We start from the raw sequence: 22,022 nt of genomic DNA on the forward strand, positions 1-22,022 counted from the left end.
TGCCTACTGGACGGGAACCAGGGCGTCACCGCAGGTGCAGCGGTAGGGTTCGCCGGAGCCCGAGCAGTGGCACGGTACCTCGATCCGAACGCGACAGCCGCAGCCTTCGTGGCCGCAGGTCAACATGGTCCCGGCCTCGTGAGTTGCCATCGGTATCTCCCTCATCCAAGTCATGGGACTGAAGTCCCTCCGGTTTACCTCCGCAAGATTTTATACCCTATAGGGGTATCTGGTAAAGCATAGTGGGCGATTTTGGGGTAGCCGATCGGGTCGTCGGGCTCAGCTGGTGTGGCCGCCGAGGCCGTCCGCGCCGGTCTTGCCCGGTCCGCCGTTGGCTCCGCCGGGCGGGGTGCCGGTGCCGCCGGTGCCGCCGGTGCCACCACCGCCGCCGATGCCGCCCACAGCGCCGTCGCCGTTGCCGCCGGCCCCGCCTGCGCCGCCGTCGCCCCCGCCTCCGCCGTCGCCGCCGTCGCCGCCGTTTGCTTTGCCGCCGGTGCCGCCGCCCCCGCCCTTGCCGCCGTCGCCCCCGTCGCCGCCAGTCTGGCCGGCCGTGGTTGCGGTGCCGCCTGTCCCGCCGTCGCCGCCGCTTCCGCCCTTACCGCCGGTTCCACCGTTTCCGGTGCCGTTCGCGATGCCCCCGGTGCCGCCGAACCCGCCGGCGCCGCCGGTGCCGCCGGCCAGGCCGGGAGCGCCGTTGGCGCCGGCTCCGCCCTGGCCGCCCTGGCCACCCGGGCCGGCGTTTCCGGCGTAGTAGCTGTTGCCGCCGGTGCCACCGAACCCGCCTTCGCCCCCGTTACCGGCACTTCCGATGCGGCCGGCGGTGCCCGCGCCGGTGCCGGGCAATCCACCCTCGCCGCCGGCGCCGCCGGTTCCGCCGACGCCGCCGGGCATGCCCTCGTAGGTGCCGTTGGTGATGCCGCCGTAACCGCCCTTGCCGGCGTATCCGCCTTGGCCACCGGTGCCGCCGCTGCCATTAGCGGCACCGGCACCGGCCGAACCGCCAGTGCCACCGGTACCGCCCTTGCCGCCATCTCCGCCGGCAAACCCCGCTGTGGTGGCCCCGCTGCCGCCGGTGCCGCCGATGCCGCCGATGCCGCCGGCGCCACCATTGCCGGCGGCACTACCGCCGGGCCCGGGGGCACCGCCTGTCCCGCCGGTGCCTCCGGTGCCGCCGGCGTATCCCGCCGTTCCGAAGCCGGTGTCGCCGTACCCGCCGGGGCCGCCGGTGCCGCCATCGCCACCGTTGCCGCCGATACCGCCGGGGCCCGGGTTGCCACCGGTGCCGCCGGTTCCACCGATCCCGCCCATGGCGCCCGCCGCATCAAAGCCGGTGCCCCCGTAGCCGCCGCCTCCGCCGATGCCACCGGTGCCGCCGTCGCCGCCGACGGCCGCCGTCCCGCCGGTCCCCGGGTCACCGCCGGTGCCGCCGGTCCCCCCGCTGCCCCCGGCATAGCCGTTTTCGTTGTAGTCGCCCGGGCCGCCGTAGCCGCCGCCCCCGCCGGTGCCGCCGGTGCCGCCGTTGCCGCTGGTGCCGCCGGTGCCACTATTGCCGCCGATACCACCGGTGCCGCCGGCGCCGCCAGTGCCGCCGGGTTGCTCGAACGAGCCGGCGCCGCCGTAGCCGCCCTGTCCACCATCGCCGCCATCGCCGCCCCGGCCCCAGGCCACCTGGGTGCCGTCGCCGGACGTGCCGCCGGCAGCGGAGTTGCCGCCGGTGCCGCCATCGCCGCCAACCCCGCCGGTCCCCCGGATGCTGTTGCCCCCGTAGCCGCCGCCCCCGCCGCCACCGCCGTCGCCGCCATAACCGCCGTAGCGGTCGGTTCCGGCGGTGGCGTTCGCGCCGGTGCCGGCCGCTCCGCCCGCTCCGCCCTTGCCGCCGGTGCCGGCCACACCGTCGGCGCCATCACCATGCCCGGGCAAGCCGCCACTACCGCCGTAGCCGCCGTAGCCGCCGTCGCCGCCATTACCGCCCCCGCTGCCGGTATCGGGGGTGCCGGTGCCGCCCCCTCCGCCCTCGCCTCCGGTGCCTCCGGTGCCGCCCGCGCCGTTGGTGCCCCCGGGAAGACTGTTGCCGCCGTTTCCGCCGTCGCCGCCGTAGCCCCCGCTGCCGCCGATGTCTCCGGTATCGCTCTTGCCCGCTGCGCCGTTGCCTCCGGTGCCGCCCGCCCCTCCCGTGCCTCCGGTGCCTCCGGTGCCGCCCGCGCCTCCGCTACCGGCGACGCCGCTGACCCCTCCGGTACCGCCATTGCCGCCGCTGCCCCCGTTGCCCGCGCCGCCGCCGGTGTCGGCGGTGCCGCTGCCCCCGTCGCCACCGGCGCCTCCGAGGCCGCCGTTGCCGCCGCTGCCGTTCGTCCCACCGGTGCCGCTGTTGCCGCCGGAGCCACCCTGGCCACCAGCGGCGCCGTCGCTGCCGTTGTCGCCGGTTCCGGCCACCGCGTTGGCCCCGGCCCCACCCGTGCCGCCGTTTCCGCCCCCGCCGCCATTGCCGTAGCTACCGGCCGATCCGCCGTACCCGCCGACCCCGGCGGCTCCGCCCGCACCCGCGGCGCCGCCGTCACCTCCGGTGCCGCCGGCGGCCGCGTTGATCCCGGCGGCAGCGGCCGCCCCGGTACCGCCGGTGCCGCCCATCCCGCCGCCGCCACCGTGGCCGCCGGTGCCATTGAGACCCAACAGACCGGCGTCGCCGCCCGCCCCGGCGGCTCCGCCGGCACCGCCACGGCCGCCATCGCCGCCGACGTCGTTGCTGAGCTGGCCGGCCTGTCCATTACCTCCCGCACCTCCGGTGCCGCCGTCGCCACCGACACCCGCGTGCCCGAACCACCCGGCGGCTCCGCCGGCCCCGCCGTGGCCACCGCCGCCGCCGTTCCCGCTCTGTTGATTGGGCAGCCCCGCGCCGCCGCTACCGCCGAGCCCGCCGGCCCCGCCGGCGCCGCCGTAGCCAAGCAATCCGGCCCGCCCGCCGGCCCCGCCGGCACCGCCGTCCCCGCCGGCCAGACCGACCCCACCGGTGCTGCCGTTGCCACCGGCGCCACCGGCCCCGCCGTTGCCGAAGAACCCGCCGTTGCCCCCGATTCCACCGGCCCCGCCGGCGCCACCGTGCCCGCCCGCACCGCCATTGCCGAAAAATGCCGCGGACCCGCCGGCGCCGCCGATCCCGCCGGCACCGCCTTGGCCGCCGATGCCGCCATTGCCGATGAGGCCGGCGGATCCGCCGGCGCCGCCGGCCGTTGCAGCGTTGGTGCTGGTTCCGCCGTTGCCGCCGTTGCCGTACAAGATGCCGCCGTCTCCGCCCGGCGTCCCGACCCCGTTGACCGTGGTGCCGTTGGCGCCGTTGCCGATCAGCGGCCGGCCCAGCAGTGCCTGAGTGGGCGTATTGATCACCCCGAGCAGGGCGTCGGCAGCATTGGTCGCCTCGGCAGAGGCATATGAATTCGCGCTAGCCAGAACGGTTTTCGTGAACCGGTCAGGAATGGCGGCCAGCTCGGCGGCCAGCAGCTGATAGGTCTTGGCGTGCTGGGAAAACAGTGTCGCGATCGCTGTTGACACCTCATCGGCCGCGGCGCTGGCCACGTTGATGGTCGGGCTGGCCGCAGCGGCGTTTCCCCGGGTCAGTAGCGCCCCGATGCGCTCTATGTCGGCCGCGGCCGACGCCATGGCTTCCGGGGAGACCAGTACAAACGTCATCGCGCACCTCGCTGTACCTCACGAATCCATCGCCCAGCAGGTGCTGGGCGATGGATTCCACGATGGTATCGCCAAGGTGTGGCACCTGTCGCGGTTGTCGCGGAAACGCGCGGCATCCCAGGGCGCCGTTGGCGCAGCCGTGGCTACGGCCCGGGTGGCGGGAACCGGCCCGGCCGGCTGGTGGTTCCAGAACCGCTCAACCACAAGCCATCCGGGCTTATCGGGTTAGCCGCAGACCGCGCCGATCGCGGCGGAGCCGACCAGCTTGACGTACTTGGCCAGTACGCCGGTCTTGTAACGCGGCGCCGGAGGGGTGAAATTCTGTTGACGGGCCGCGAACTCTGCCGGGTCGGTCAGAACGTCGAGCGTACGGCCGGCAACGTCGAGCCGGATCCGGTCGCCGTCGCGCACGAACGCGATCGGTCCGGCATCCACCGCCTCGGGTGCGATGTGTCCCACACAGAAGCCCGTGGTGCCGCCGGAGAATCGACCGTCGGTCAACAGCAGCACGTCTTTGCCGAGCCCGGCGCCCTTGATCGCGCCGGTGATGGCGAGCATCTCCCGCATCCCGGGGCCGCCCTTGGGTCCCTCGTAACGGATCACCACCACGTCACCGTGGGTGATGGTGCCGTCCTCGAGGGCATCCAGCGCGGCCCGCTCGCCGTCGAAAACCCGTGCGGTTCCTTCGAATACATCGGTGTCCAAGCCGGCCGTCTTGACCACGGCACCTTCGGGGGCCAGGGATCCGCGCAGGATGGTGATGCCCCCGGTCGCATGGATCGGGTTGTTCAGCGCGCGTAGCACCTTGCCGTCCGGGTCCGGCGGAGCAATCGCCTCCAGGTTCTCGGCCAGGGTCCGGCCGGTCACGGTCAGGCAATCCCCGTGCAGCAGGCCGGCATCCAGCAAAGTCTTCATGACCACCGGCACGCCGCCGATGTGGTCGACGTGGGACATCACATGGCGGCCGAACGGCTTGACATCGGCTAGATGCGGCACCTTCGAGCCGATCCGGCTAAAGTCGTCGAGCGAGAGCTCGACGTTGGCCTCATGGGCGATCGCCAGCAGGTGCAGCACCGCATTGGTCGAGCCGCCGAATGCCATCACCACCGCGATGGCGTTCTCGAACGCCTCCCGGGTCATGATGTCGCGAGCGGTGATGCCCTGGCGCAGCAATTCGATGACGGCTTGACCGCTTTGCCGGGCGAACCCGTCGCGGCGGCGGTCGGTGGCCGGGGGCGCCGCGCTGCCCGGCAGCGACATGCCAAGTGCTTCAGCGGCACTGGCCATCGTGTTGGCCGTGTACATCCCGCCACAGGCACCCTCGCCGGGGCAGATCGCGCGCTCGATGGCGTCGACGTCGGCTCGGCTCATCAACCCGCGCGAGCACGCGCCGACCGCTTCGAACGCGTCGATGATGGTGACCTCGCGTTCGCTGCCGTCGGAGAGCTTGGCGACCCCCGGAAGGATCGAGCCCGCGTAGAGAAACACCGACGCCAAATCCAAACGGGCGGCGGCCATCAGCATTCCGGGCAGGGATTTGTCGCATCCGGCCAGCAGCACCGAGCCGTCGAGGCGCTCGGCCTGCATCACGGTTTCCACGCTGTCGGCGATCACTTCGCGCGACACCAGGGAGAAGTGCATGCCCTCGTGACCCATCGAAATGCCGTCGGAGACCGAAATCGTGCCGAACTCAAGCGGGTAGCCGCCCGCGGCGAACACCCCCTCTTTCACCGACTTGGCCAGCCGGTCCAGCGAGAGGTTGCACGGCGTAATCTCGTTCCAGGACGAGGCAACCCCGATCTGTGCCTTGGCGAAGTCTTCGTCGACCATGCCTACCGCCCGCAACATGCCACGGGCAGCGGCTTTTTCCAGTCCGTCAGTGACGTCGCGGCTACGGGGCTTGATATCGGCTTCTGGCATTGCCCAAGTATGCTCGCAGGGTCATCGTCGCCAAAATCGGGACCTTATACCCCAACGGGGTATATCATGCAACTGAGTCCCTCCGGCAAGTGTGATCAGAGACTTCCGTCGGGGGAGCGTTCCGAGCGTATGGAGAGTTATGACAACCGCACACGGGTATTCGCAGCAGAAGGAAAATTATGCCAAGCGGCTGCGCCGGATCGAGGGTCAGGTGCGCGGCATCGCCCGCATGATTGACGAGGACAAGTACTGCATCGACGTGCTCACCCAGATCAGCGCCGTCAACAGCGCACTGCGGTCGGTGGCCTTGAACCTGCTCGACGAACATCTGAATCACTGCGTCACCCGCGCGGTGGCCGAGGGGGGCACCGACGCCGACGGCAAGCTCGCGGAGGCGTCCGCGGCCATCGCACGTCTTGTCCGTTCGTAACGCGAGGGTGTGTTGCGGGGCCACCGGGTTTAATGCCGCCGGTGTGGTGCGTACGGTGAGAGCAGCGTGATCGGTCGTAGCACTACCGCAGTACCGGCCGATCCCGTCGCACCCGCCATGACTTCCGAAGCCCGAACCGCAACCACCGCAGCGCGACCGTGGACGCCACGAGTCGCTGCACAACTGTCTGTGCTGGCGGCGGCGGCCTTCATCTATGTGACCGCGGAGATCCTGCCGGTTGGCGCCTTGTCGGCCATCGCGCGGAACCTGCACATCAGCGTGGTACTGGTGGGGACCCTGTTGTCCTGGTACGCGCTGGTTGCGGCCCTGACGACGGTTCCGCTGGTGCGCTGGACCGCGCACTGGCCGCGCCGCCACGCCCTGATGGTCAGCCTGGTGTGTCTGACCATCTCGCAGCTCATCTCGGCGCTGGCGCCCAATTTTGCGGTGCTGGCCGCCGGACGGGCGCTGTGCGCGATCACCCATGGCTTGCTGTGGTCGGTGATCGCCCCGATCGCTACCCGATTGGTGCCGCCCAGCCACGCCGGACGCGCCACCACCTCGATCTACATCGGGACCAGCCTGGCGCTGGTGATCGGCAGCCCGCTCACCGCGGCCCTGAGCCTGATGTGGGGCTGGCGGCTGGCCGCGGTTTGTGTGACGGTCGCGGCCGCCGTTGTGACGGTGGCCGCCCGGCTGTTGCTCCCCGAAATGGTGCTTAGCGCCGATCAGTTGCAGTATGTGGGCCCGCGGTCGCGGCATCACCGCAACCGGGCGCTGATCATCGTCAGCCTGATCACCATGGTCGGCGTCACCGGCCATTTCGTTTCCTATACCTACATCGTGGTGATCATCCGGCAAGTCGTCGGTGTGCGTGGGCCCAGCCTGGCTTGGCTGTTGGCCGCCTACGGTGTCGCGGGTGTCGTCGCGGTGGCGCTGGTGGCGCGACCGCTGGACCGCCGGCCAAAGGGCACCATCATTTTCTGTGTGGCCGGGCTGACGTTTGCGTTCGTGCTGCTGACCGCGCTGGCATTCGGGGGTCACCTGGCCCCGATGACGGCGTTGGTGGTCGGGACGGGGGCGATCGTGCTGTGGGGCGCCGCTGCGACCGCGGTGTCGCCGATGCTGCAATCCGCGGCGATGCGCAGCGGGGCCGACGATCCGGACGGCGCCTCCGGCCTTTATGTGACGGCATTTCAGGTGGGCATCATGGCCGGCTCGTTGATCGGTGGGCTGCTCTATGAGCGGAGTGTGGCGATGATGCTGACCGCTTCCGCGGGCTTGATGGGCGTGGCGCTGGTCGGGATGACGTCGGCTCGCCGCGTGTTCGAGGCTCCGGTCGCGGTTGCTGGCGCAACTTCACACAACCAGTAAAGTCGCAGGTCAAAGACTCGGAATCGTCGGCTGACGGGGTTTTGGGCGGTCGCGGAATGGGCATCGGGTGGCTGTGCTATGCCACACTGGGTTCCAGGACGTGACCGGAGGGATGTCATATGTCGCGCTGGACGAGAGGCCGAATCAGGGGAAGCCTCTTCGCCGCTGTCAATGCGGCCGGAGTCGTTGGCGTGCTGCTGCTGGGCGCCGGCCCCGCTGTTGCCGACCCGGATGACGCTCCCGGCGATCCGCCGGTGATTGCCCCGGCCGAACCCGCGCCGGACCCGCTGGCCCCGCCGCCGGGTCCGCTGGCGCTGCCGCCGATGCCCGACCCGCTGGCGCCGCCGCCGTTACCCGACCCGTTGGCCCCGCCGCCATTGGTGCCGGTCGCTGCCGGTCCGGTGGCCGGGCAGGACCCGACTCCGTTCTTCGGCCCGCCCCCGTTCCGGCCGCCGTCGTTCAACCCGGTTGACGGTGCGATGGTTGGAGTGGCCAAGCCGATCATCATCAACTTCCAGGTGCCGATCGCCGACCAGGCGATGGCCGAAAGCGCCATCCACATTTCGTCGATTCCACCGGTGCCGGGCAAGTTCTATTGGATGACTCCGACGCAGGTGCGCTGGCGGCCGTTCCAATTCTGGCCGGCCAACACCGCGGTGAACATCGACGCGGCGGGCACCAAATCGAGCTTCCGCACCGGTGACTCGTTGGTGGCCACCGCCGACGATGCCACGCACCAGATGACGATCACCCGCAACGGGGTCGTCGAGCAGACCTTCCCGATGTCCATGGGCATGGCGGCCGGTAACCACCAGACGCCCAACGGCACGTACTACGTGCTGGAGAAGATGCCCACGGTGGTGATGGACTCCTCGACCTACGGTGTGCCGGTCAACTCGCCGCAGGGCTACAAGGTGACCGTCGCCGACGCCGTCCGGATCGATAACAGCGGCAACTTCGTGCACAGTGCGCCGTGGTCGGTAGGGGACCAGGGCAAGCGCGATGTCAGTCACGGCTGCATCAACCTCAGCCCGACCAACGCCAAGTGGTTCTTCGACAACTTCGGCAGCGGTGACCCGATCGTGGTGAAGAACTCGGTGGGGACCTACAACAAGAACGACGGCGCGCAAGACTGGCAGATCTAGCGGTGCCGGTGCTGGTGCGCGCCTGAGGGCGCAATACCGGCCCTAGATCGGCCCTGAATCGCGCCCGGCGCCCAATTTCGCGAGTGCGCTCGCATGTCGGGGACTGCTGAACCCACCGCAAATTCCCGATGTCGATTTCTGACCAGGGCTTTCGCCGGTCCGGGTGTTATGTATAGCATCATACATATGCCGAGTCCGCGCGAACGGATGGTCATTTCAGCCGTACTTCTGATTCGCGAGCGTGGTGCGCGCGCCACCGCCATCTCCGATGTGCTGCAACACAGCGGCGCGCCGCGCGGGTCGGCCTACCACTACTTCCCGGGCGGACGCACTCAGTTGTTGTGTGAGGCCGTCGACTACGCCGGCGCGCATGTCGCAAAGATCATCGGTTCGGCGAACCGGAGTTTGGACCTGCTTGACGCCCTCATCGATCAGTATCGTGAGCAGCTGCGCGCCACCGATTTTCGCGCTGGCTGCCCCGTCGCGGCGGTCTCGGTCGAAGCCGGCGAACCATCGGATCGGGAACGGATGGCTCCGGTGGTCGAGCACGCGGCAGCGGTGTTCGACCGCTGGTCGGATCTGATCGCGCAGCGGTTCGTCAGCGACGGCATACCCCTGGATAGCGCCCGCGAGTTGGCGGTGACGGCGATGTCGACGCTGGAAGGCGCACTCCTGCTGGCTCGAGTGCGGCGAGACCTGACGCCGCTGGATGTTGTTCACCGCCAACTGCGCAGCATGCTGCTGGCGCAACTGCCGGAAGGAAATCGCAATGACCACAACTGACTGGCAGCCCACGGCCTGCATCCTGTGCGAATGCAATTGCGGCATCGTGGTACAGGTCGAGGATCGTACGTTGGCGCGCATTCGTGGCGACAAAGCGCATCCGGCGTCACGGGGGTACACCTGCAACAAGGCCTTGCGGCTGGACCACTATCAAAACAGCCGAGGCCGGCTGACGGCGCCGTTGCGGCGCCGCCCGGATGGGACCTACGAGGAGATCGACTGGGACACCGCCATTGTCGAGATCGCCGAGGGGTTCAAGCGCATCCGGGATGTGCACGGCGGCGACAAGATCTTCTACTACGGCGGAGGGGGCCAGGGCAATCACCTCGGCGGTGTCTACAGTGGCGCCTTCCTGAAAGCCCTGGGCTCCCGCTACCGGTCAAATGCGTTGGCACAGGAGAAGACCGGGGAGGCGTGGATAGACGGGAAGCTCTACGGCGGTCATACCCGTGGTGAGTTCGAACACGCCGAGGTGTCGGTGTTCATCGGGAAGAACCCCTGGATGTCGCAAAGCTTCCCCAGGGCGCGGGTGGTGCTCAACGAGATCGCCAAAGATCCCGCCCGGTCGATGATCGTCATCGACCCGGTCGTCACCGACACCGCGAAGATGGCCGACTTTCACCTGCGGGTGCGCCCCGGCGCCGACGCGTGGTGCGTCGCCGCATTGGCGGCGGTTCTAGTCCAGGAAAACCTCTGTGACGAAGCATTTCTCGCCGATCATGTGCGCGGTGTGGACGAAGTCCGCGAGGTCTTGGCTGAGGTGCCGGTCGCCGAGTTCGCGCAGCGTTGCGGGGTCGATGAGGAGTTGCTGCGCGCGGCGGCGCGGCGCATCGGCGGCGCCGCCAGCGTCGCGGTGTTCGAGGACCTCGGCGTCCAGCAGGCGCCCAACAGCACGCTGGTTTCCTACCTGAACAAGATGCTGTGGATTCTCACCGGAAATTTCGCGAAAAAGGGCGGCCAGCATCTGCATTCGTCGTTCGCCCCGCTGTTCAGCATGACCTCCGGGCGCACCCCGGTGACCGGGGCACGGATCATCGCCGGACTGGTGCCGGGCAACGTGGTTCCCGAGGAGATTCTCACCGACCACCCCGACCGATTCCGCGCCATGATCGTCGAGAGCGCCAATCCCGCTCACTCCCTGGCCGATTCGGCGGCCTGCCGGCAGGCGTTCGAGGCGCTGGAACTGATGGTGGTCATCGATGTGGCGATGACCGAGACCGCCAGGCTCGCCCACTACGTGCTACCGGCCGCTTCGCAATTCGAGAAGCCCGAAGCCACCTTCTTTAACCTGGAATTCCCGCACAACGCGGTGCATCTACGGCACCCACTGCTGGACCCGTTGCCGGGCACGTTGCCCGAACCCGAGATCTGGGCCCGGTTGGTGCGCGCCCTGGGTTTCGTCACCGACGATGATCTGCGGCCGCTGCGGGAGGCGGCGCAGCGGGGGCGTCAGGCGTACAGCGAGGCGTTCCTGGTGGCGGTGGCCTCCAATCCGAGCGTGGCCAAACTGCTTCCCTATGTGCTCTACGAAACGCTGGGCCCCACCTTGCCCGACGGTATGGCCGGCGCCGCCGCGCTGTGGGGACTGGCGCAGAAGACGGCGATGACCTACCCGGATGCGGTTCGGCGGGCTGGGCACGCCGACGGGAACGCGCTGTTCGACGCGATCCTCAACGGTCGCTCCGGAGTCACCTTCACCGCCCACAACTACGAGGACGACTTCGAACTCATCAATAACGACGATCACAAGATCGCACTGGGCATTCCCGAAATGCTGGACGAGATAAGGTCACTGGCCGACCTGAAGATGTCGTTGACCACCACAGAGCTGCCGATCGTGCTGTCGGTGGGCGAGCGCCGCGCCTACACCGCCAACGACATCTTCCGTGACCCGTCGTGGCGCAAACGCGACGCCGATGGCGCACTGCGTGTCAGCGTCGAGGATGCCCAGGCTCTCGGGCTTACCGACGGATGCCGGGCCCGGATCACCACCGCGGCCGGCGCCGCCGAGGCGACGGTGGAGGTCACCGAGGTGATGCTGCCCGGGCATGCCTCGCTGCCCAACGGTTTCGGCCTGGACTACGTCGACGGCGACGGCCGAACCGTTGTTCCAGGAGTCGCCCCGAACGCGCTCACCTCGACCAAATGGCGCGACCCCTACGCCGGGACGCCCTGGCACAAGCATGTGCCGGCCCGAATCGAGGCCTGCCGAGCAGACGCGTAATCGCATATCCAGCCGCGAAACCGTGCGAGTTTGTGTCTGCTCGCCGGGGTCAGGGGCTAGTTCCAGATCCTGACCCGGCTCTGCGGAGTCAGGAACAGCTCGTCGTCCTCGGCGACGTCAAACGCGTCATAGAACGCGTCCAGGTTGCGCACGACGCCATTGCACCGGAACTCCGGCGGGGAATGCGGGTCCACGGCGAGCCGCCGGATCGCCTCGGCGTCACGTGATTTGGTGCGCCACACCTGAGCCCAGCCGAAGAACACCCGTTGCACGCCGGTGAGACCGTCGATGACCGGAGCCCGCTTACCCTGCAGCGAGAGCTGGTACGCCAACAGGGCGATGGACAGTCCGCCCAGATCGCCGATGTTCTCACCCACGGTGAACGCGCCCTGGACATGCGGCGGGCCCTCGGAAGCCGCCAGATCCCGCGGCACGTAGGCCTCGTACTGGTCGATCAATGCCTTGGTCCGGTGTGCGAACTCGGTACGGTCGGCATCGGTCCACCAGTCGACCAGGTTGCCGTCGCCATCGTATTTGGCGCCCTGGTCGTCGAATCCGTGCCCGATCTCGTGTCCGATGACCGCGCCGATTCCCCCGTAGTTGGCGGCGTCATCGGCCTGCGCATCAAAGAACGGTGGCTGCAAAATCGCTGCCGGGAACACGATTTCGTTCATCCCGGGGTTGTAGTAGGCGTTGACGGTCTGCGGCGTCATGAACCACTCATCGTGGTCGACCGGGCCGCCGAGCTTGGCCAGCTCCCGGTCGTGGTCGACCGCGTAGCCGCGCTGGAAATTGCCGTAGAGGTCGCCGCGGTCGATCACCAACTTGGAGTAGTCGCGCCATCTGACGGGATAGCCGACCTTGGTGGTGAATTTGGCCAACTTGGTCAATGCCCGTTCGCGGGTCTGCGGGGTCATCCAGTCCAGGTCGGTGATGCTGACCCGGTAGGCCTCCCGCAGGTTGGCCACCAGCTTGTCGACGCGGTCCTTGGCGTCCGGCGGGAAATGCCGTTGCACGTAGAGCTTGCCGACGGCGTCACCGGTCAGGCTCTCCACCAGTGCCACCGCCCGCTTCCAGCGGTCCCGAATCTGCTCGGCGCCGGTCAGCCTGCGGCCGTAGAACTCGAAGTCCTCGGCAACCAGGTCACTGGTCAGCCACGGAGCGCGGGCCCGGATCAACCGCCAGCGTGCCCAGCACTTCCAGTCTTCGAGGCTTTCGCTGGTCCACAGCGACGCGAAGGTCCGTAGGTAATCGGGTTGGCGCACCACCAGTTCGGCAACGGCGGCCGGGGTGGTGCCCACGGCGGTGACCCAGCCCGTCCAATCGAATCCCGACCCTTCGGTCTGCAGTTCGGCAAACGTGCGCAGGTTGTAGGTGAGTTCGGCATCGCGGCGTTTGACCACATCCCAGTGGGCCGCGGCCAGTTTGGCTTCCAGCGCCACGATGCGCGCCGCGACGTCGGCGTGGTCGGTGCTGTCGCCGCCGAACACCAGGCTGAACATCCGGGCGATGTGCCCGGGGTAGGCGGCCAGCACCGCGGCGTGGCGCTCCTCCCGAAAGTAGGACTCGTCGGGCAGGCCGATGCCCGATTGGGAGAAGTGCATGAGATAGCGGGTCGAGTCCTTGGAATCGGTGTCGACGTACAGCCCGACGCCACCGCCCATCCCGGTGCGCTGCAGGGCCCCGATAGCCGCGGCCAGGGCGTCGCGATCGGCGGCGTCATCGATCGCGGTCACTTCGTCGTGCAGCGGCTGCAGGCCGACGCGCTCGACGGTCTCCTCGTCGAGGAAGCTGGCGTAGAGGTCACCGATGCGCTGCTCGTCGGTCCCGGTAGCGGCGCCCTGCTGACTGGCTTCGATGATCAGCTCGCGCACCTGCTCCTCGGCGCGGTCGAACAGGTGGCGAAATGCGCCGTCGGTCGCCCGGTCCGCGGGTATGTCGTATTCCTTCAACCAGCGGCCATTGACGTGGCCGAACAAGTCGTCTTGCGGACGGGCATCAGGATCTACATGGCTCAGGTCGATACCCGAGCGAACAGCCGCATACGTCACCCCGCCATCTTTTCACCTCATTTCAAGTGCGACGATCGGGCCATGCCAGACGACGCCGCGGCCGATACCGCCAAAGACTCCGATCCGGATTCTGCAGACTCAGCGCCCGCCGCTACCGAGGGGGAGTCGTCCGGCGAAGGGATGTTCTCCAGCTATGGCGTCGGCTCGGCCTTCCTCGGCGTGCTGTCGGTGGCCGCGGTGGTGCTCGGTGTGCTGATCTGGATCGGCCACCGCGACGAAATCTCCGAGCGCGTCTACCTGACCCGCGTCATGCAGGCCGCCGCCGAATGGACGGATGTGCTGATCAACATGAACGCCGGCAACATCGACTCCAGCCTGCAGCAGCTGCACGACGGCACGGTCGGACAGCTCAACACCGACTTCGACGCGGCCGTGCAGCCCTACCGGCAGGTGGTGGAGAAGTTGCAGACACACAGCAGCGGCCGGATCGAGGCGGTGGCGATCGAAACGGTGCACCGCGATCTGGACACCCGGCCCGGTACCGCTCGGCCGGTGGTGACCACCAAGCTGCCGCCGTTTGCCAGCAGAACAGACTCGGTGCTGCTGGTGGCGACATCGGTCGCCGAGAACGCCGGAGTCAAGCCGCAGACGGTGCATTGGAGCCTGCGGGTGGAAGTCTCCGATGTCGACGGCAAGCTGTTGGTCTCCGGGCTGGCTTCGATCCGATGAGAAACGCATGGCGGCTTGCCGCATTCGACATCTTGGCCCCGCTGGTCGCGATCGCGGCGCTGGTCATGATCGGTTTCATCCTGGGCTGGCCGTGGTGGTGGATATCGGCGTGCTCGGTCCTGGTCCTGTTGGTCCTGGAAGGGGTGGCCGTCAATTTTTGGCTGTTCCGCCGCGATGCGGTCACCGTAGGCACCGACGACGAGGCGCCCGGGCTGCGCCTGGCGGTGGTCTTTTTGTGCACTGCTGCGTTGGTGGCCGCGGTGCTGACCGGATACACCCACTGGACGTCCCCCGACCGCGACTTCAACCGGGACTCGCGAAGGGTGGTCGCGATCGCCACCGGAATGGCCGAGGCGGTGGCCTCCTTCTCGCCGGGTGCGCCCAACGCGTCAGCCGACCGGGCCGCCGCGATGATGGTGCCCGAGCGGGTCGCGGAGTTCAAAGCGCAGTACGCCAAATCCAGCGCCGATCTGGTGCAACACAAGATCACCGCCCAGGCCGACACGCTGTCGGCCGGGGTTGAGGCGCTGGGGCCGTCGGCGGCCAGTGTCGCGGTGATTCTGCGGGTGACCCAGAACTCGCCCGGTCAACCGCCCAGTCAGGCCGCGCCCGCATTGCGGGTGAGTTTGACCAAGCGCGGCAACGATTGGCTGGTGCTCGACGTGGTGCCGATCAACTCCCGCTAGCCGCGTCCTGGTGGGAGTCGGCCGCGCGGGTGTTCTTGACCCGCACGAACCGGTCGGACAGGCGACGCATCCGGATCATCAGCGAAGCCGACGGGCTCACGCTGCCGTCCAGGTAGGCGGCCAGGTCCTCGGGCGAAACGCCGATGCGGGACGCGAATTCCTGTTGGCCCAGACCCGATCGATCCATCAGCAGCTTGACGTGACGGGCGACCTCGGCGCGCTCATTGGCTTCCAGATGGGCTCGGGCCCGGTCCAGCACCTCCCACAGCGCTTTGGAGATGCCAATCGGCCGGGCTCCGCCGAGGACCTCTTCCACCTGGCGCGCGGTGCGACCGTAGGGGTCGCGCTTGAGCGCGGCGGCGATGCGCTTCCAGGTGGCGATATCGCCGCTCTGTAGCGCGGAACGGATGGCTGCCGTCGGCCAAAATTCCACCGGCTGGTCAACGAAGTGCTCGCGGTTGTCACCATCGGGGCGGTGCGGCGGCTGTACTTGCGCAGGTTTCCGCTGGTCGGTTGCCAACGTCACCTCGCCTCCTCCAACATGGCTACTGCCACCGCCAGACAGCGTTGCCGGACTTCCTCCCAGTCTGCCTTGTCGTCGGGCTGGGGCCACTCAACGTCGACATCAGACGGATGCGGATCCGCAAGACGCCGAACCAGCTGGGTGGCGATCCATTGCCGCCTTGGCGGTTGACAACAGTAGTACCTGTCCATCCCCGCCAGTACGACGGCCGCGGTCTCGGGTTCCATCGCTTCGACCATGTCTGCAAGTTCGGCGTAATCCCGGCTGCTGTTACGGCTCATGATCAGGTAGCCCTTGAGACGCAACGTTTCGGCCCCGGTCGGGATCAGCAGCCGGTCCCCGGTGGGCAATTGGACGTTGGTGGTTTCCACCGGGCTGCGCCGCCGGTAGCTGGGCTCTCGCCCGCCGCCCGGGCCGGCCCGCCGCTCGGAGGCGTTGGTTTCCAGCGCGTCCAGTGCGATCGAGAGCCGCCCGCGCCACACGGTGACCGGATGGACGGGGCGCTCCGCCCACGACATCGCGCGCGCGATGCCGCTGCGGTAGGCCAGGCCCACGGCCTTTCGCGCGGCCGACTGCCCGTTGGAACCGTTCTTGGCCTCAGCGGCACCGCCCGGCCCCGCGGTGTCGGTGCCGCCGGCCAGGTTGAGGCCGTCCTTGACGAGCTCGGGAATCCGCTCCGGCCCCTTGCCGACCCGCTCACAGCCGGTGAATGCGAGGGGGTCCGCCACGCAGATGGTGTCGGGTGCCAGCTGCTTGAGCTTGGCCGCCGACTTGAGCACCATGCGCAAGTCGGCGCCGGGCGGAATCGTCGCGGCGATGTCCTCGGGAATGACCACGACGTCAGCGAGGTCGACCTCGGGCAACGGCCGGTCAAAGTCCACCGACGGCAGGATCCGGCCCAGCCATCTGGGCAACCACCAGTTCCACTGCGAGAACATCGCCATCAGGGCCGGCACCATGATCAGCCGCACGATCGTGGCGTCCACCGCGATCGCGACGGCGCAGGCGACGCCGATCTCGGCCACCAGCGGCATGCCGGCGAAGGCGAATCCGCAGAACACCGCGATCATGATCAGCGCCGCACTGGTGATGGTGCGTGCGCTGGTGCTCACGCCGTAGGCCACCGCATCGCGGGTCCGGCCGGTGTGCAGGAAGCGTTCCCGGATTCGGGTGAGCAGGAAGATCTCGTAGTCCATGGACAGCCCGAAGGTCATCGCCAGGACCAGCGGCGGCACCGTGGAGTCGATGGAGGTCAGCTGGGGGAAGCCGAGCCGTTCCCCCCAGCCCCATTGGAACACCATGACCAGGCTGCCGTAGGCCGCCGCCACCGACAGCAAGGTCATCAGCACGCCCTTGAGCGCCAGCAGCACCGAATGGATCGAGATCAACAGCATCACGAAGGCGATCAGCGCGACGAAGGCCAGCACCAGCGGCTCGGTCGCCGACACCCGGTCATCGAAATCCTTGATCAGCGCGGTCGATCCGCCGACGTCGACTTGGGCGCCGCCGGCAACCTGCGGTAGCTCGCTGCGCATCCAGTCGACGGTGTGACGGGCACCCATGTCCTCGGGATCCACCGACAGCACCGCGCTCAGCAGCGCGCTGTCGTTGTCCTCGGCGAATTTCGGCGGTGCCACCGTGGTGACGTTGGGACCTTGGGCCATCCGCTGGCGGACCGCGCCGACCGTCTGGCTGTGTGCGGGCGTGGAGGCGCCGCCGTCGGGGAACTTGATCAGCACTTGGACCGGACCCAGCGCGCCCGGCCCCAGGGCCTGGGCCGCCGCGGACACCCCGGCACGGATCTCGTGCGAGGAATCGAACTGGCGTAACAGGCTGTTACCCAGCACCATCGACGCCGCCGGTGCCGCCATCAGCAGCAGCACGACCGAAGCCGACAACGCGGTGATCCAGGGCCGGTGCATCACCCAGCCCACCCAGCGGGTCCAGAACCGGGACTGGGTGCTTTCCGGCCGGCGCGACCAATGCAGCAGGGCCGACCTCTTGGCGGCGGCCCGGGCAAAGGTGGCCAGCACCGCGGGCGTCAGGGTGGCCGATGTCAGCATGGCGACGGCCACCGCGAGGATCGCCCCGGTGGCCATGGATCGCAGCGCCGGGGTGTTGATCAGGTAGATACCGCTGAGCGAGGCGACGACGGTCATGCCGGACAGCACCACCGCCAGCCCGGACGTGGCCATGGCGGCGTCCACCGCCTCCTGGGGCTGACGGCCGGAGCGCAACTCCTCGCGGAAACGCATCAAGATGAACAGCGAGTAGTCGACGGCCAGCGCGATGCCGAACATCGACACCGTCGACGTCACGAACACCGACATCGTGGTGTGCATCGACAGCAGGTAGACCAGGCCCATCGTGACCACGACGGTGCAGATCCCCAGCGCCAGCGGGATGGCCGCGGCGGTCAGCGAGCCGAACACCGCCAACAAGACGATCAGGATGATGGGCAGGTTCCAGCGCTCCGCGGCGGCGATGTCGTGCTTGGTGTTCGCCGCCGCAGCGGCGCTGAGCGCACCCTGGCCGATGACGTAGAGCCGTACCCGGCCATCCGCCGTCTGTCCCGGTTTGTCGCCTTCCACGCCGACTCGCGCGCGCAGCTTCTTGGCGAGGTCGCTGGTGCCCGCGTTGCGGGCGTCCAGGCGCAGCGACACCACGTAGGGCCGATCGGGTTGCGGGGGCCGCTGGGTGGGGTCGGGCACCTCCGAGACCCCGGGGAATTCGCCGGCAATTCGTCTCAGTTGCGCGACCGCGTCGGTGATGTCCTGGTAGCTGGCATCCGGGCGCGGGGTCGCCACCAGGGCCAGCGAGGATGCCCCCTGGTCGGGGTATTGCGCCTCGAGCACATCGTGTACCTGAAGTGACTGGGACCCGGCGACCTCGAAGCCGCCACCGGTGAGATTCCCTGACTGAGTCAGCGCCAGATAGATTGCCGGGACCAGAGCCAGCATCCATCCGGTGAACACCAACCAGCGGAATCTGCGCAGGTTGCGGCTCAGGCGCATCATGAACTGCTGGATGTCGGACTCCCCGTAATTCTCACGCGACGCGTTGCTCGCGAGCCTACCGCAGACAAATGAGGAGTAGGTCCGTTTATTGGTTGCTGAGCTGCAACGATGCCGACACTGCCAGGACGCTCGGAAGACACTGTGAAGTTCACCGGGTGGCCGCAGGGCCGCGGCGCGAGTTGGCGGTGCCCGCGCCGGAGATGGCAGTATGGCTGATGTCCACGCGGGGGACTTGGGTCGATCCGAGTACCAACCCGGGACAGTCCAGACAGATCGCGACGGAATGCGTCGCTGATCGCCGCCACTGGCGTGGCAAGGGAATTCGTACGTTATGCAATCCATGAGGAGTTATCCATGAAGTCAGGCAATGCGACAAAGCGCCGCGGGCTGTTCGCCGCATTGGTCGCCGTCGGGCTGCCGGGCCTCGCGCTCGTGACGGTGGCAGAGCCGACGGCCACCGGTGCTACCGATCCATGTGCCGCCAGTGAAGTGGCCAGAACGATCGGTTCGGTCGCCAAGCAGACGGGCGATTACCTGGACTCGCATCCGGAGACCAATCAGGCGATGACCGCGGCCTTCCAGGGCTCCGCGGGCCCGCAATCGTTCGGATCGCTGAAGAGCTATCTGGAGAAGAATCCCAAAGTCGCCAGCGACCTGCAGTCGCTGTCGCAGCCGCTGACCAATCTCTCAACGCAGTGCCGGCTGCCGATCACGCTGTCGCAGGCGGTGGGGCTGGCGCAGGCGGCCCAAGATGGCGGTGCTTTGTCGGGACTACCGGCCGTTGGGCTGCCGCTGACGCCGGGGAATCTGCCCGTGGCGGCGGGCCCGCTGCCCGGGCCGGCGCCGGCGAACCGCGCCGGCTGAGCTAGCCGACGCGTCCGGGGTTGCCCTCGCACCCGCGGTCGGGGGGCGGTAGCGGACCTTGCAGGGCCGTTTCGGCCGGGTCCTCGTACAGTTCGCCCGGGATGGGGATGACGATCGCCAGATTTGGGTCGGTTGGCGGGTCGTCAGCGTCGGAATCGGCGGCCTTCTCGGTGCGGAACATGAAGAAGAACACCACCCAGCCGATCGCGGCGATGAACAACCAGCTGATCAGCCGATAGATCAGCATCGCGGAGATGGCGTTGGGCAGGGCCATGCCGCTGGATACCAAACCAGGCACCAGCACGGCCTCGACCACCAACAGTCCACCCGGCATCAACGGGATGGTGCCCACCGCGCGGGCCGCCGCATAGGCAACGGTCAACCCGGCGACCGACGCGTGGTCGCCCGCGGCGTATGCGGCGAAGCCCAGACACGCGACGTCGGCGATCCAGTTGAAAAGCGACCAGCTAAATGCCACTCCCAAATCGCGCCGGCTCAGGCTCACCGACTCGAGTTGCATAAGAATCTGACGCCACTTCTCCATGCCGGTCGCGGCCGGCCGGCCGCGGATCGAGTTGACCCACGCCAGCACCCGGCGGCCGATTCCCTCGAGCAACTCCGGACGTGAGGCCACCGCCTGGGCAAGCAGCAGCAACGCGATGAACCCGCCCAGGGTGAACAGCAGTGAGAACGGGTTGTTCTTGGCGCCCAGGAAAAAGGCACCACCCAGGCCGAGCAGTGCCAGGCCCACCGCCTGCAGCACTCCCGACATCACCAGCTGCCACGACGCCACCACCGTAGAGGCGCCCCAAATGCGTTGCTGGCGCAGCAGGAACGTGGCCGACAACACCGGACCGCCGGGGAGGGTGGTGCTCAGCGAGTTGGCGGCGTAGAACGCGGCTTCGGACCGAAGTTGGCGGACGTGCACACCCGCGGACTTCAGCAGGGTGCGCTGGATTTGCGCGAAACTGTGCATCGACGCCGCCGCGGCCACCATCGCCGCGAGCAGCCACCACCACTTGGCCTGATACATGCTCATCCAGGCTTTGGCCAGCTGGTCCCAGCCCAGCGCCACCTCGACGGCAAGCACGATCGCGACGATGCCGAGCACAGCCCACCGCAGCCACCAGTACTTGCCACGGGGTGCCTCCGTCCCGCGAGCGCGGGGCAGCGCCCCCACACGCTGGCGGAGTTTGCGGACGGGGGCGTCAAACGACATCGAATAAGGGTAACCGCGCAGGTGATGCCACGATCGCCGCACGTCACTGACCGTGTCTGCCTCGTTCTGGGGTCGTGACCGGATCGTGGTGGCGGTGGCAGCCCGAAGCGCCGCGGGCGCCCGCGATCAGCTCGGGGGAATTTGCGGGAGAGCCGGGTCCGGCGCCCGGTTAGGCTTGCCGGATGTCGGCGAGCCTCGACGATGCCTCGGTAGCCCCGCTGGTCCGCAAGACGGCGGCCTGGTCGTGGCGCTTACTTGTCATCCTGGCCGCTCTGGTGGCCCTCTTGCTGGTGATCAAGAAGCTCGAAATCATTGTCGTGCCGGTGCTGCTGGCGCTGATGCTCAGCGCATTGCTGGTGCCGGTGGTGGACTGGCTGGACGCCCGGGGGCTGCCACGTGGTGCGGCGGTGTCGCTGGTCTTGCTGGGCGGGTTTTCCATCCTCGGCGGCATCCTGACGTTCGTCATCAGCCAGTTCATCGTTGGTCTGCCCGATCTGGCCTACCAGGTGGAGCACAGCATCGACTCCAGCCGCAAATGGCTGATCGAGGGGCCGCCGCACCTGCGCCGTGAACAGATAGACAACGCGGGCAACGCCGCGATCGAAGCGCTGCACAACAACCAGGCGAAGTTGACCAGCGGCGCGATCTCCACCGCGGCCACCATCACCGAACTGCTGACCGCCGCGGTGCTGGTGTTGTTCACGCTGATTTTTTTCCTCTACGGCGGCCGCAACATCTGGCAGTACGTCGCCAAGATCATCCCGGCCCATGTCCGTGACCGCGCGATGGCAGCCGGACGCGCGGGCTATGGGTCACTGATCGGGTATGTGCGGGCCACCTTCCTGGTGGCCCTGACCGACGCGGCCGGCGTGGGGACAGGGGTGGCGGTGATGGGTGTTCCGCTCGCCCTGCCGCTGGCCTCCATCGTGTTCCTGGGCGCGTTCATCCCGCTGATCGGTGCGTTGATCTCCGGCTTGCTGGCGGTGGTGGTTGCCTTGCTGGCCAAGGGGCTGGTGTATGCCCTGCTCACACTGGCCTTGCTGATTACCGTCAATCAACTCGAGGCGCATTTGCTTCAGCCCCTGGTCATGGGCCGCGCGGTCTCGATTCACCCGCTGGGTGTGGTGCTGGCCATTTCCACCGGCGGCGTGCTGGCCGGGATCGTCGGTGCTTTGCTGGCGGTCCCCACCGTCGCATTCCTCAACAATGCGATGCGGGTGTTGTTGGCCGAGGATCCGATCGCGGAAGCGCAGCAGCAGGACCAGGATCCGCTGGCCCTCATCGCGGCGCAACCCGACGAGCCCGACGAGGGTACTGAGGCCGAAGCCGGCGCTGACCAAACTCGCCCTTAGGCGGTCGCGTAGAACCGCTGGCCGTACCCGCAGCGCCCGGTTGCGGGCGCCGGGGCGTTG

General features: G+C 68.4%; 16 protein-coding genes. 9 read left to right on the forward strand and 7 right to left on the reverse strand.

Features of this window, described 5'->3' with window-relative positions; translation table 11 throughout:
• Positions 1 to 3: 3 nt before the first annotated feature.
• The 3 genes from mymT to ilvD all read right to left on the reverse strand — a co-directional run bounded on the left by mymT (position 4) and on the right by ilvD (position 5,604).
• Positions 4 to 165 carry a copper-binding metallothionein MymT gene (gene mymT, locus CCUG20998_RS02005; RefSeq protein ID WP_231389811.1) on the reverse strand — a complete coding sequence of 54 codons (162 nt, stop codon included), beginning with the start codon at positions 163 to 165 and terminating at the stop codon, positions 4 to 6.
• 114 nt (positions 166 to 279) lie between these two features.
• Positions 280 to 3,684, reverse strand: coding sequence for a PE family protein (locus CCUG20998_RS02010; RefSeq protein WP_082219913.1), 3,405 nt, complete (start codon positions 3,682 to 3,684; stop codon positions 280 to 282).
• Between the two features lie 225 nt (positions 3,685 to 3,909).
• Positions 3,910 to 5,604 (reverse strand): dihydroxy-acid dehydratase, encoded by a 1,695-nt coding sequence (ilvD, locus tag CCUG20998_RS02020; RefSeq protein ID WP_020731485.1) that lies wholly within the window; start codon positions 5,602 to 5,604, stop codon positions 3,910 to 3,912.
• A 139-nt stretch (positions 5,605 to 5,743) separates the two neighbouring features.
• On the opposite strand from ilvD, the gene ricR reads away from it, so the two are divergent.
• The 5 genes from ricR (at position 5,744) to CCUG20998_RS02045 (ending at position 11,560) form a co-directional block, all read left to right on the forward strand.
• Positions 5,744 to 6,034: a copper-sensing transcriptional repressor RicR gene (gene ricR, locus CCUG20998_RS02025; RefSeq protein WP_011739296.1), complete on the forward strand. Its 291-nt coding sequence runs from the start codon at positions 5,744 to 5,746 to the stop codon at positions 6,032 to 6,034.
• Between the two features lie 117 nt (positions 6,035 to 6,151).
• Positions 6,152 to 7,408, forward strand: coding sequence for an MFS transporter (locus tag CCUG20998_RS02030; RefSeq protein WP_012392411.1), 1,257 nt, complete (start codon positions 6,152 to 6,154; stop codon positions 7,406 to 7,408).
• Positions 7,409 to 7,527: 119 nt separating this feature from the next.
• Positions 7,528 to 8,553, forward strand: a complete 1,026-nt coding sequence (locus CCUG20998_RS02035; RefSeq protein ID WP_020731487.1) for a L,D-transpeptidase — start codon at positions 7,528 to 7,530, stop codon at positions 8,551 to 8,553.
• Between the two features lie 186 nt (positions 8,554 to 8,739).
• Positions 8,740 to 9,336 (forward strand): TetR/AcrR family transcriptional regulator, encoded by a 597-nt coding sequence (locus CCUG20998_RS02040; protein WP_036457157.1) that lies wholly within the window; start codon positions 8,740 to 8,742, stop codon positions 9,334 to 9,336.
• A complete protein-coding gene (locus CCUG20998_RS02045) occupies positions 9,323 to 11,560 on the forward strand; it encodes a molybdopterin-dependent oxidoreductase (RefSeq protein WP_020731489.1) in 2,238 nt (745 codons plus the stop codon). Before CCUG20998_RS02040 ends, CCUG20998_RS02045 begins: the two co-directional genes overlap by 14 nt.
• A gap of 56 nt (positions 11,561 to 11,616) precedes the next feature.
• On the opposite strand, the gene CCUG20998_RS02050 is transcribed toward CCUG20998_RS02045, so the two are convergent.
• Positions 11,617 to 13,611, reverse strand: a complete 1,995-nt coding sequence (locus CCUG20998_RS02050; RefSeq protein WP_020731490.1) for a M13 family metallopeptidase — start codon at positions 13,609 to 13,611, stop codon at positions 11,617 to 11,619.
• Positions 13,612 to 13,653: 42 nt separating this feature from the next.
• Here CCUG20998_RS02050 and CCUG20998_RS02055 point away from each other — a divergent pair, with 42 nt between their 5' ends.
• Both CCUG20998_RS02055 and CCUG20998_RS02060 read left to right on the forward strand, forming a co-directional pair.
• Entirely contained in the window at positions 13,654 to 14,301 is a 648-nt protein-coding gene (locus CCUG20998_RS02055; RefSeq protein ID WP_012392416.1) for a hypothetical protein, read from the forward strand.
• The gene (locus CCUG20998_RS02060; RefSeq protein WP_011739302.1) at positions 14,298 to 14,987 is read left to right on the forward strand and encodes a hypothetical protein; all 690 of its coding nucleotides are present in this window, start codon (positions 14,298 to 14,300) and stop codon (positions 14,985 to 14,987) included. The genes CCUG20998_RS02055 and CCUG20998_RS02060 overlap by 4 nt, the downstream gene beginning before the upstream one ends.
• Here CCUG20998_RS02060 and CCUG20998_RS02065 read toward each other — a convergent pair.
• Together CCUG20998_RS02065 and CCUG20998_RS02070 are read right to left on the reverse strand one after the other, a co-directional pair.
• The gene (locus tag CCUG20998_RS02065; RefSeq protein ID WP_020731491.1) at positions 14,974 to 15,513 is read right to left on the reverse strand and encodes a helix-turn-helix domain-containing protein; all 540 of its coding nucleotides are present in this window, start codon (positions 15,511 to 15,513) and stop codon (positions 14,974 to 14,976) included. The genes CCUG20998_RS02060 and CCUG20998_RS02065 overlap by 14 nt on opposite strands.
• Positions 15,510 to 18,527 carry an MMPL family transporter gene (locus CCUG20998_RS02070; RefSeq protein WP_012392418.1) on the reverse strand — a complete coding sequence of 1,006 codons (3,018 nt, stop codon included), beginning with the start codon at positions 18,525 to 18,527 and terminating at the stop codon, positions 15,510 to 15,512. Before CCUG20998_RS02070 ends, CCUG20998_RS02065 begins: the two co-directional genes overlap by 4 nt.
• A gap of 354 nt (positions 18,528 to 18,881) precedes the next feature.
• Between CCUG20998_RS02070 and CCUG20998_RS02075 the strand changes: the two genes are divergently transcribed.
• Complete coding sequence (locus CCUG20998_RS02075) at positions 18,882 to 19,391, forward strand: hemophore (RefSeq protein WP_012392419.1); 510 nt, start codon at positions 18,882 to 18,884, stop codon at positions 19,389 to 19,391.
• Position 19,392: 1 nt separating this feature from the next.
• On the opposite strand, the gene CCUG20998_RS02080 is transcribed toward CCUG20998_RS02075, so the two are convergent.
• Complete coding sequence (locus CCUG20998_RS02080) at positions 19,393 to 20,610, reverse strand: lysylphosphatidylglycerol synthase transmembrane domain-containing protein (RefSeq protein WP_011739306.1); 1,218 nt, start codon at positions 20,608 to 20,610, stop codon at positions 19,393 to 19,395.
• A 182-nt stretch (positions 20,611 to 20,792) separates the two neighbouring features.
• On the opposite strand from CCUG20998_RS02080, the gene CCUG20998_RS02085 reads away from it, so the two are divergent.
• Positions 20,793 to 21,962: an AI-2E family transporter gene (locus CCUG20998_RS02085; protein WP_020731494.1), complete on the forward strand. Its 1,170-nt coding sequence runs from the start codon at positions 20,793 to 20,795 to the stop codon at positions 21,960 to 21,962.
• Positions 21,963 to 22,022: the final 60 nt, after the last annotated feature.

The organism is Mycobacterium marinum, assembly GCF_003391395.1.
Lineage (GTDB): Bacteria > Actinomycetota > Actinomycetes > Mycobacteriales > Mycobacteriaceae > Mycobacterium > Mycobacterium marinum.

Excerpts from the sequence above, each read along its gene's own strand:
- mymT (WP_231389811.1), bottom strand. The coding sequence starts at position 165 with ATGAGGGAGATACCGATGGCAACTCACGAGGCCGGGACCATGTTGACC.
- CCUG20998_RS02010 (WP_082219913.1), bottom strand. The coding sequence starts at position 3,684 with ATGACGTTTGTACTGGTCTCCCCGGAAGCCATGGCGTCGGCCGCGGCC.
- ilvD (WP_020731485.1), bottom strand. The coding sequence starts at position 5,604 with ATGCCAGAAGCCGATATCAAGCCCCGTAGCCGCGACGTCACTGACGGA.
- ricR (WP_011739296.1), top strand. The coding sequence starts at position 5,744 with ATGACAACCGCACACGGGTATTCGCAGCAGAAGGAAAATTATGCCAAG.
- CCUG20998_RS02030 (WP_012392411.1), top strand. The coding sequence starts at position 6,152 with ATGACTTCCGAAGCCCGAACCGCAACCACCGCAGCGCGACCGTGGACG.
- CCUG20998_RS02035 (WP_020731487.1), top strand. The coding sequence starts at position 7,528 with ATGTCGCGCTGGACGAGAGGCCGAATCAGGGGAAGCCTCTTCGCCGCT.
- CCUG20998_RS02040 (WP_036457157.1), top strand. The coding sequence starts at position 8,740 with ATGCCGAGTCCGCGCGAACGGATGGTCATTTCAGCCGTACTTCTGATT.
- CCUG20998_RS02045 (WP_020731489.1), top strand. The coding sequence starts at position 9,323 with ATGACCACAACTGACTGGCAGCCCACGGCCTGCATCCTGTGCGAATGC.
- CCUG20998_RS02055 (WP_012392416.1), top strand. The coding sequence starts at position 13,654 with ATGCCAGACGACGCCGCGGCCGATACCGCCAAAGACTCCGATCCGGAT.
- CCUG20998_RS02060 (WP_011739302.1), top strand. The coding sequence starts at position 14,298 with ATGAGAAACGCATGGCGGCTTGCCGCATTCGACATCTTGGCCCCGCTG.
- CCUG20998_RS02070 (WP_012392418.1), bottom strand. The coding sequence starts at position 18,527 with ATGATGCGCCTGAGCCGCAACCTGCGCAGATTCCGCTGGTTGGTGTTC.
- CCUG20998_RS02075 (WP_012392419.1), top strand. The coding sequence starts at position 18,882 with ATGAAGTCAGGCAATGCGACAAAGCGCCGCGGGCTGTTCGCCGCATTG.
- CCUG20998_RS02080 (WP_011739306.1), bottom strand. The coding sequence starts at position 20,610 with ATGTCGTTTGACGCCCCCGTCCGCAAACTCCGCCAGCGTGTGGGGGCG.
- CCUG20998_RS02085 (WP_020731494.1), top strand. The coding sequence starts at position 20,793 with ATGTCGGCGAGCCTCGACGATGCCTCGGTAGCCCCGCTGGTCCGCAAG.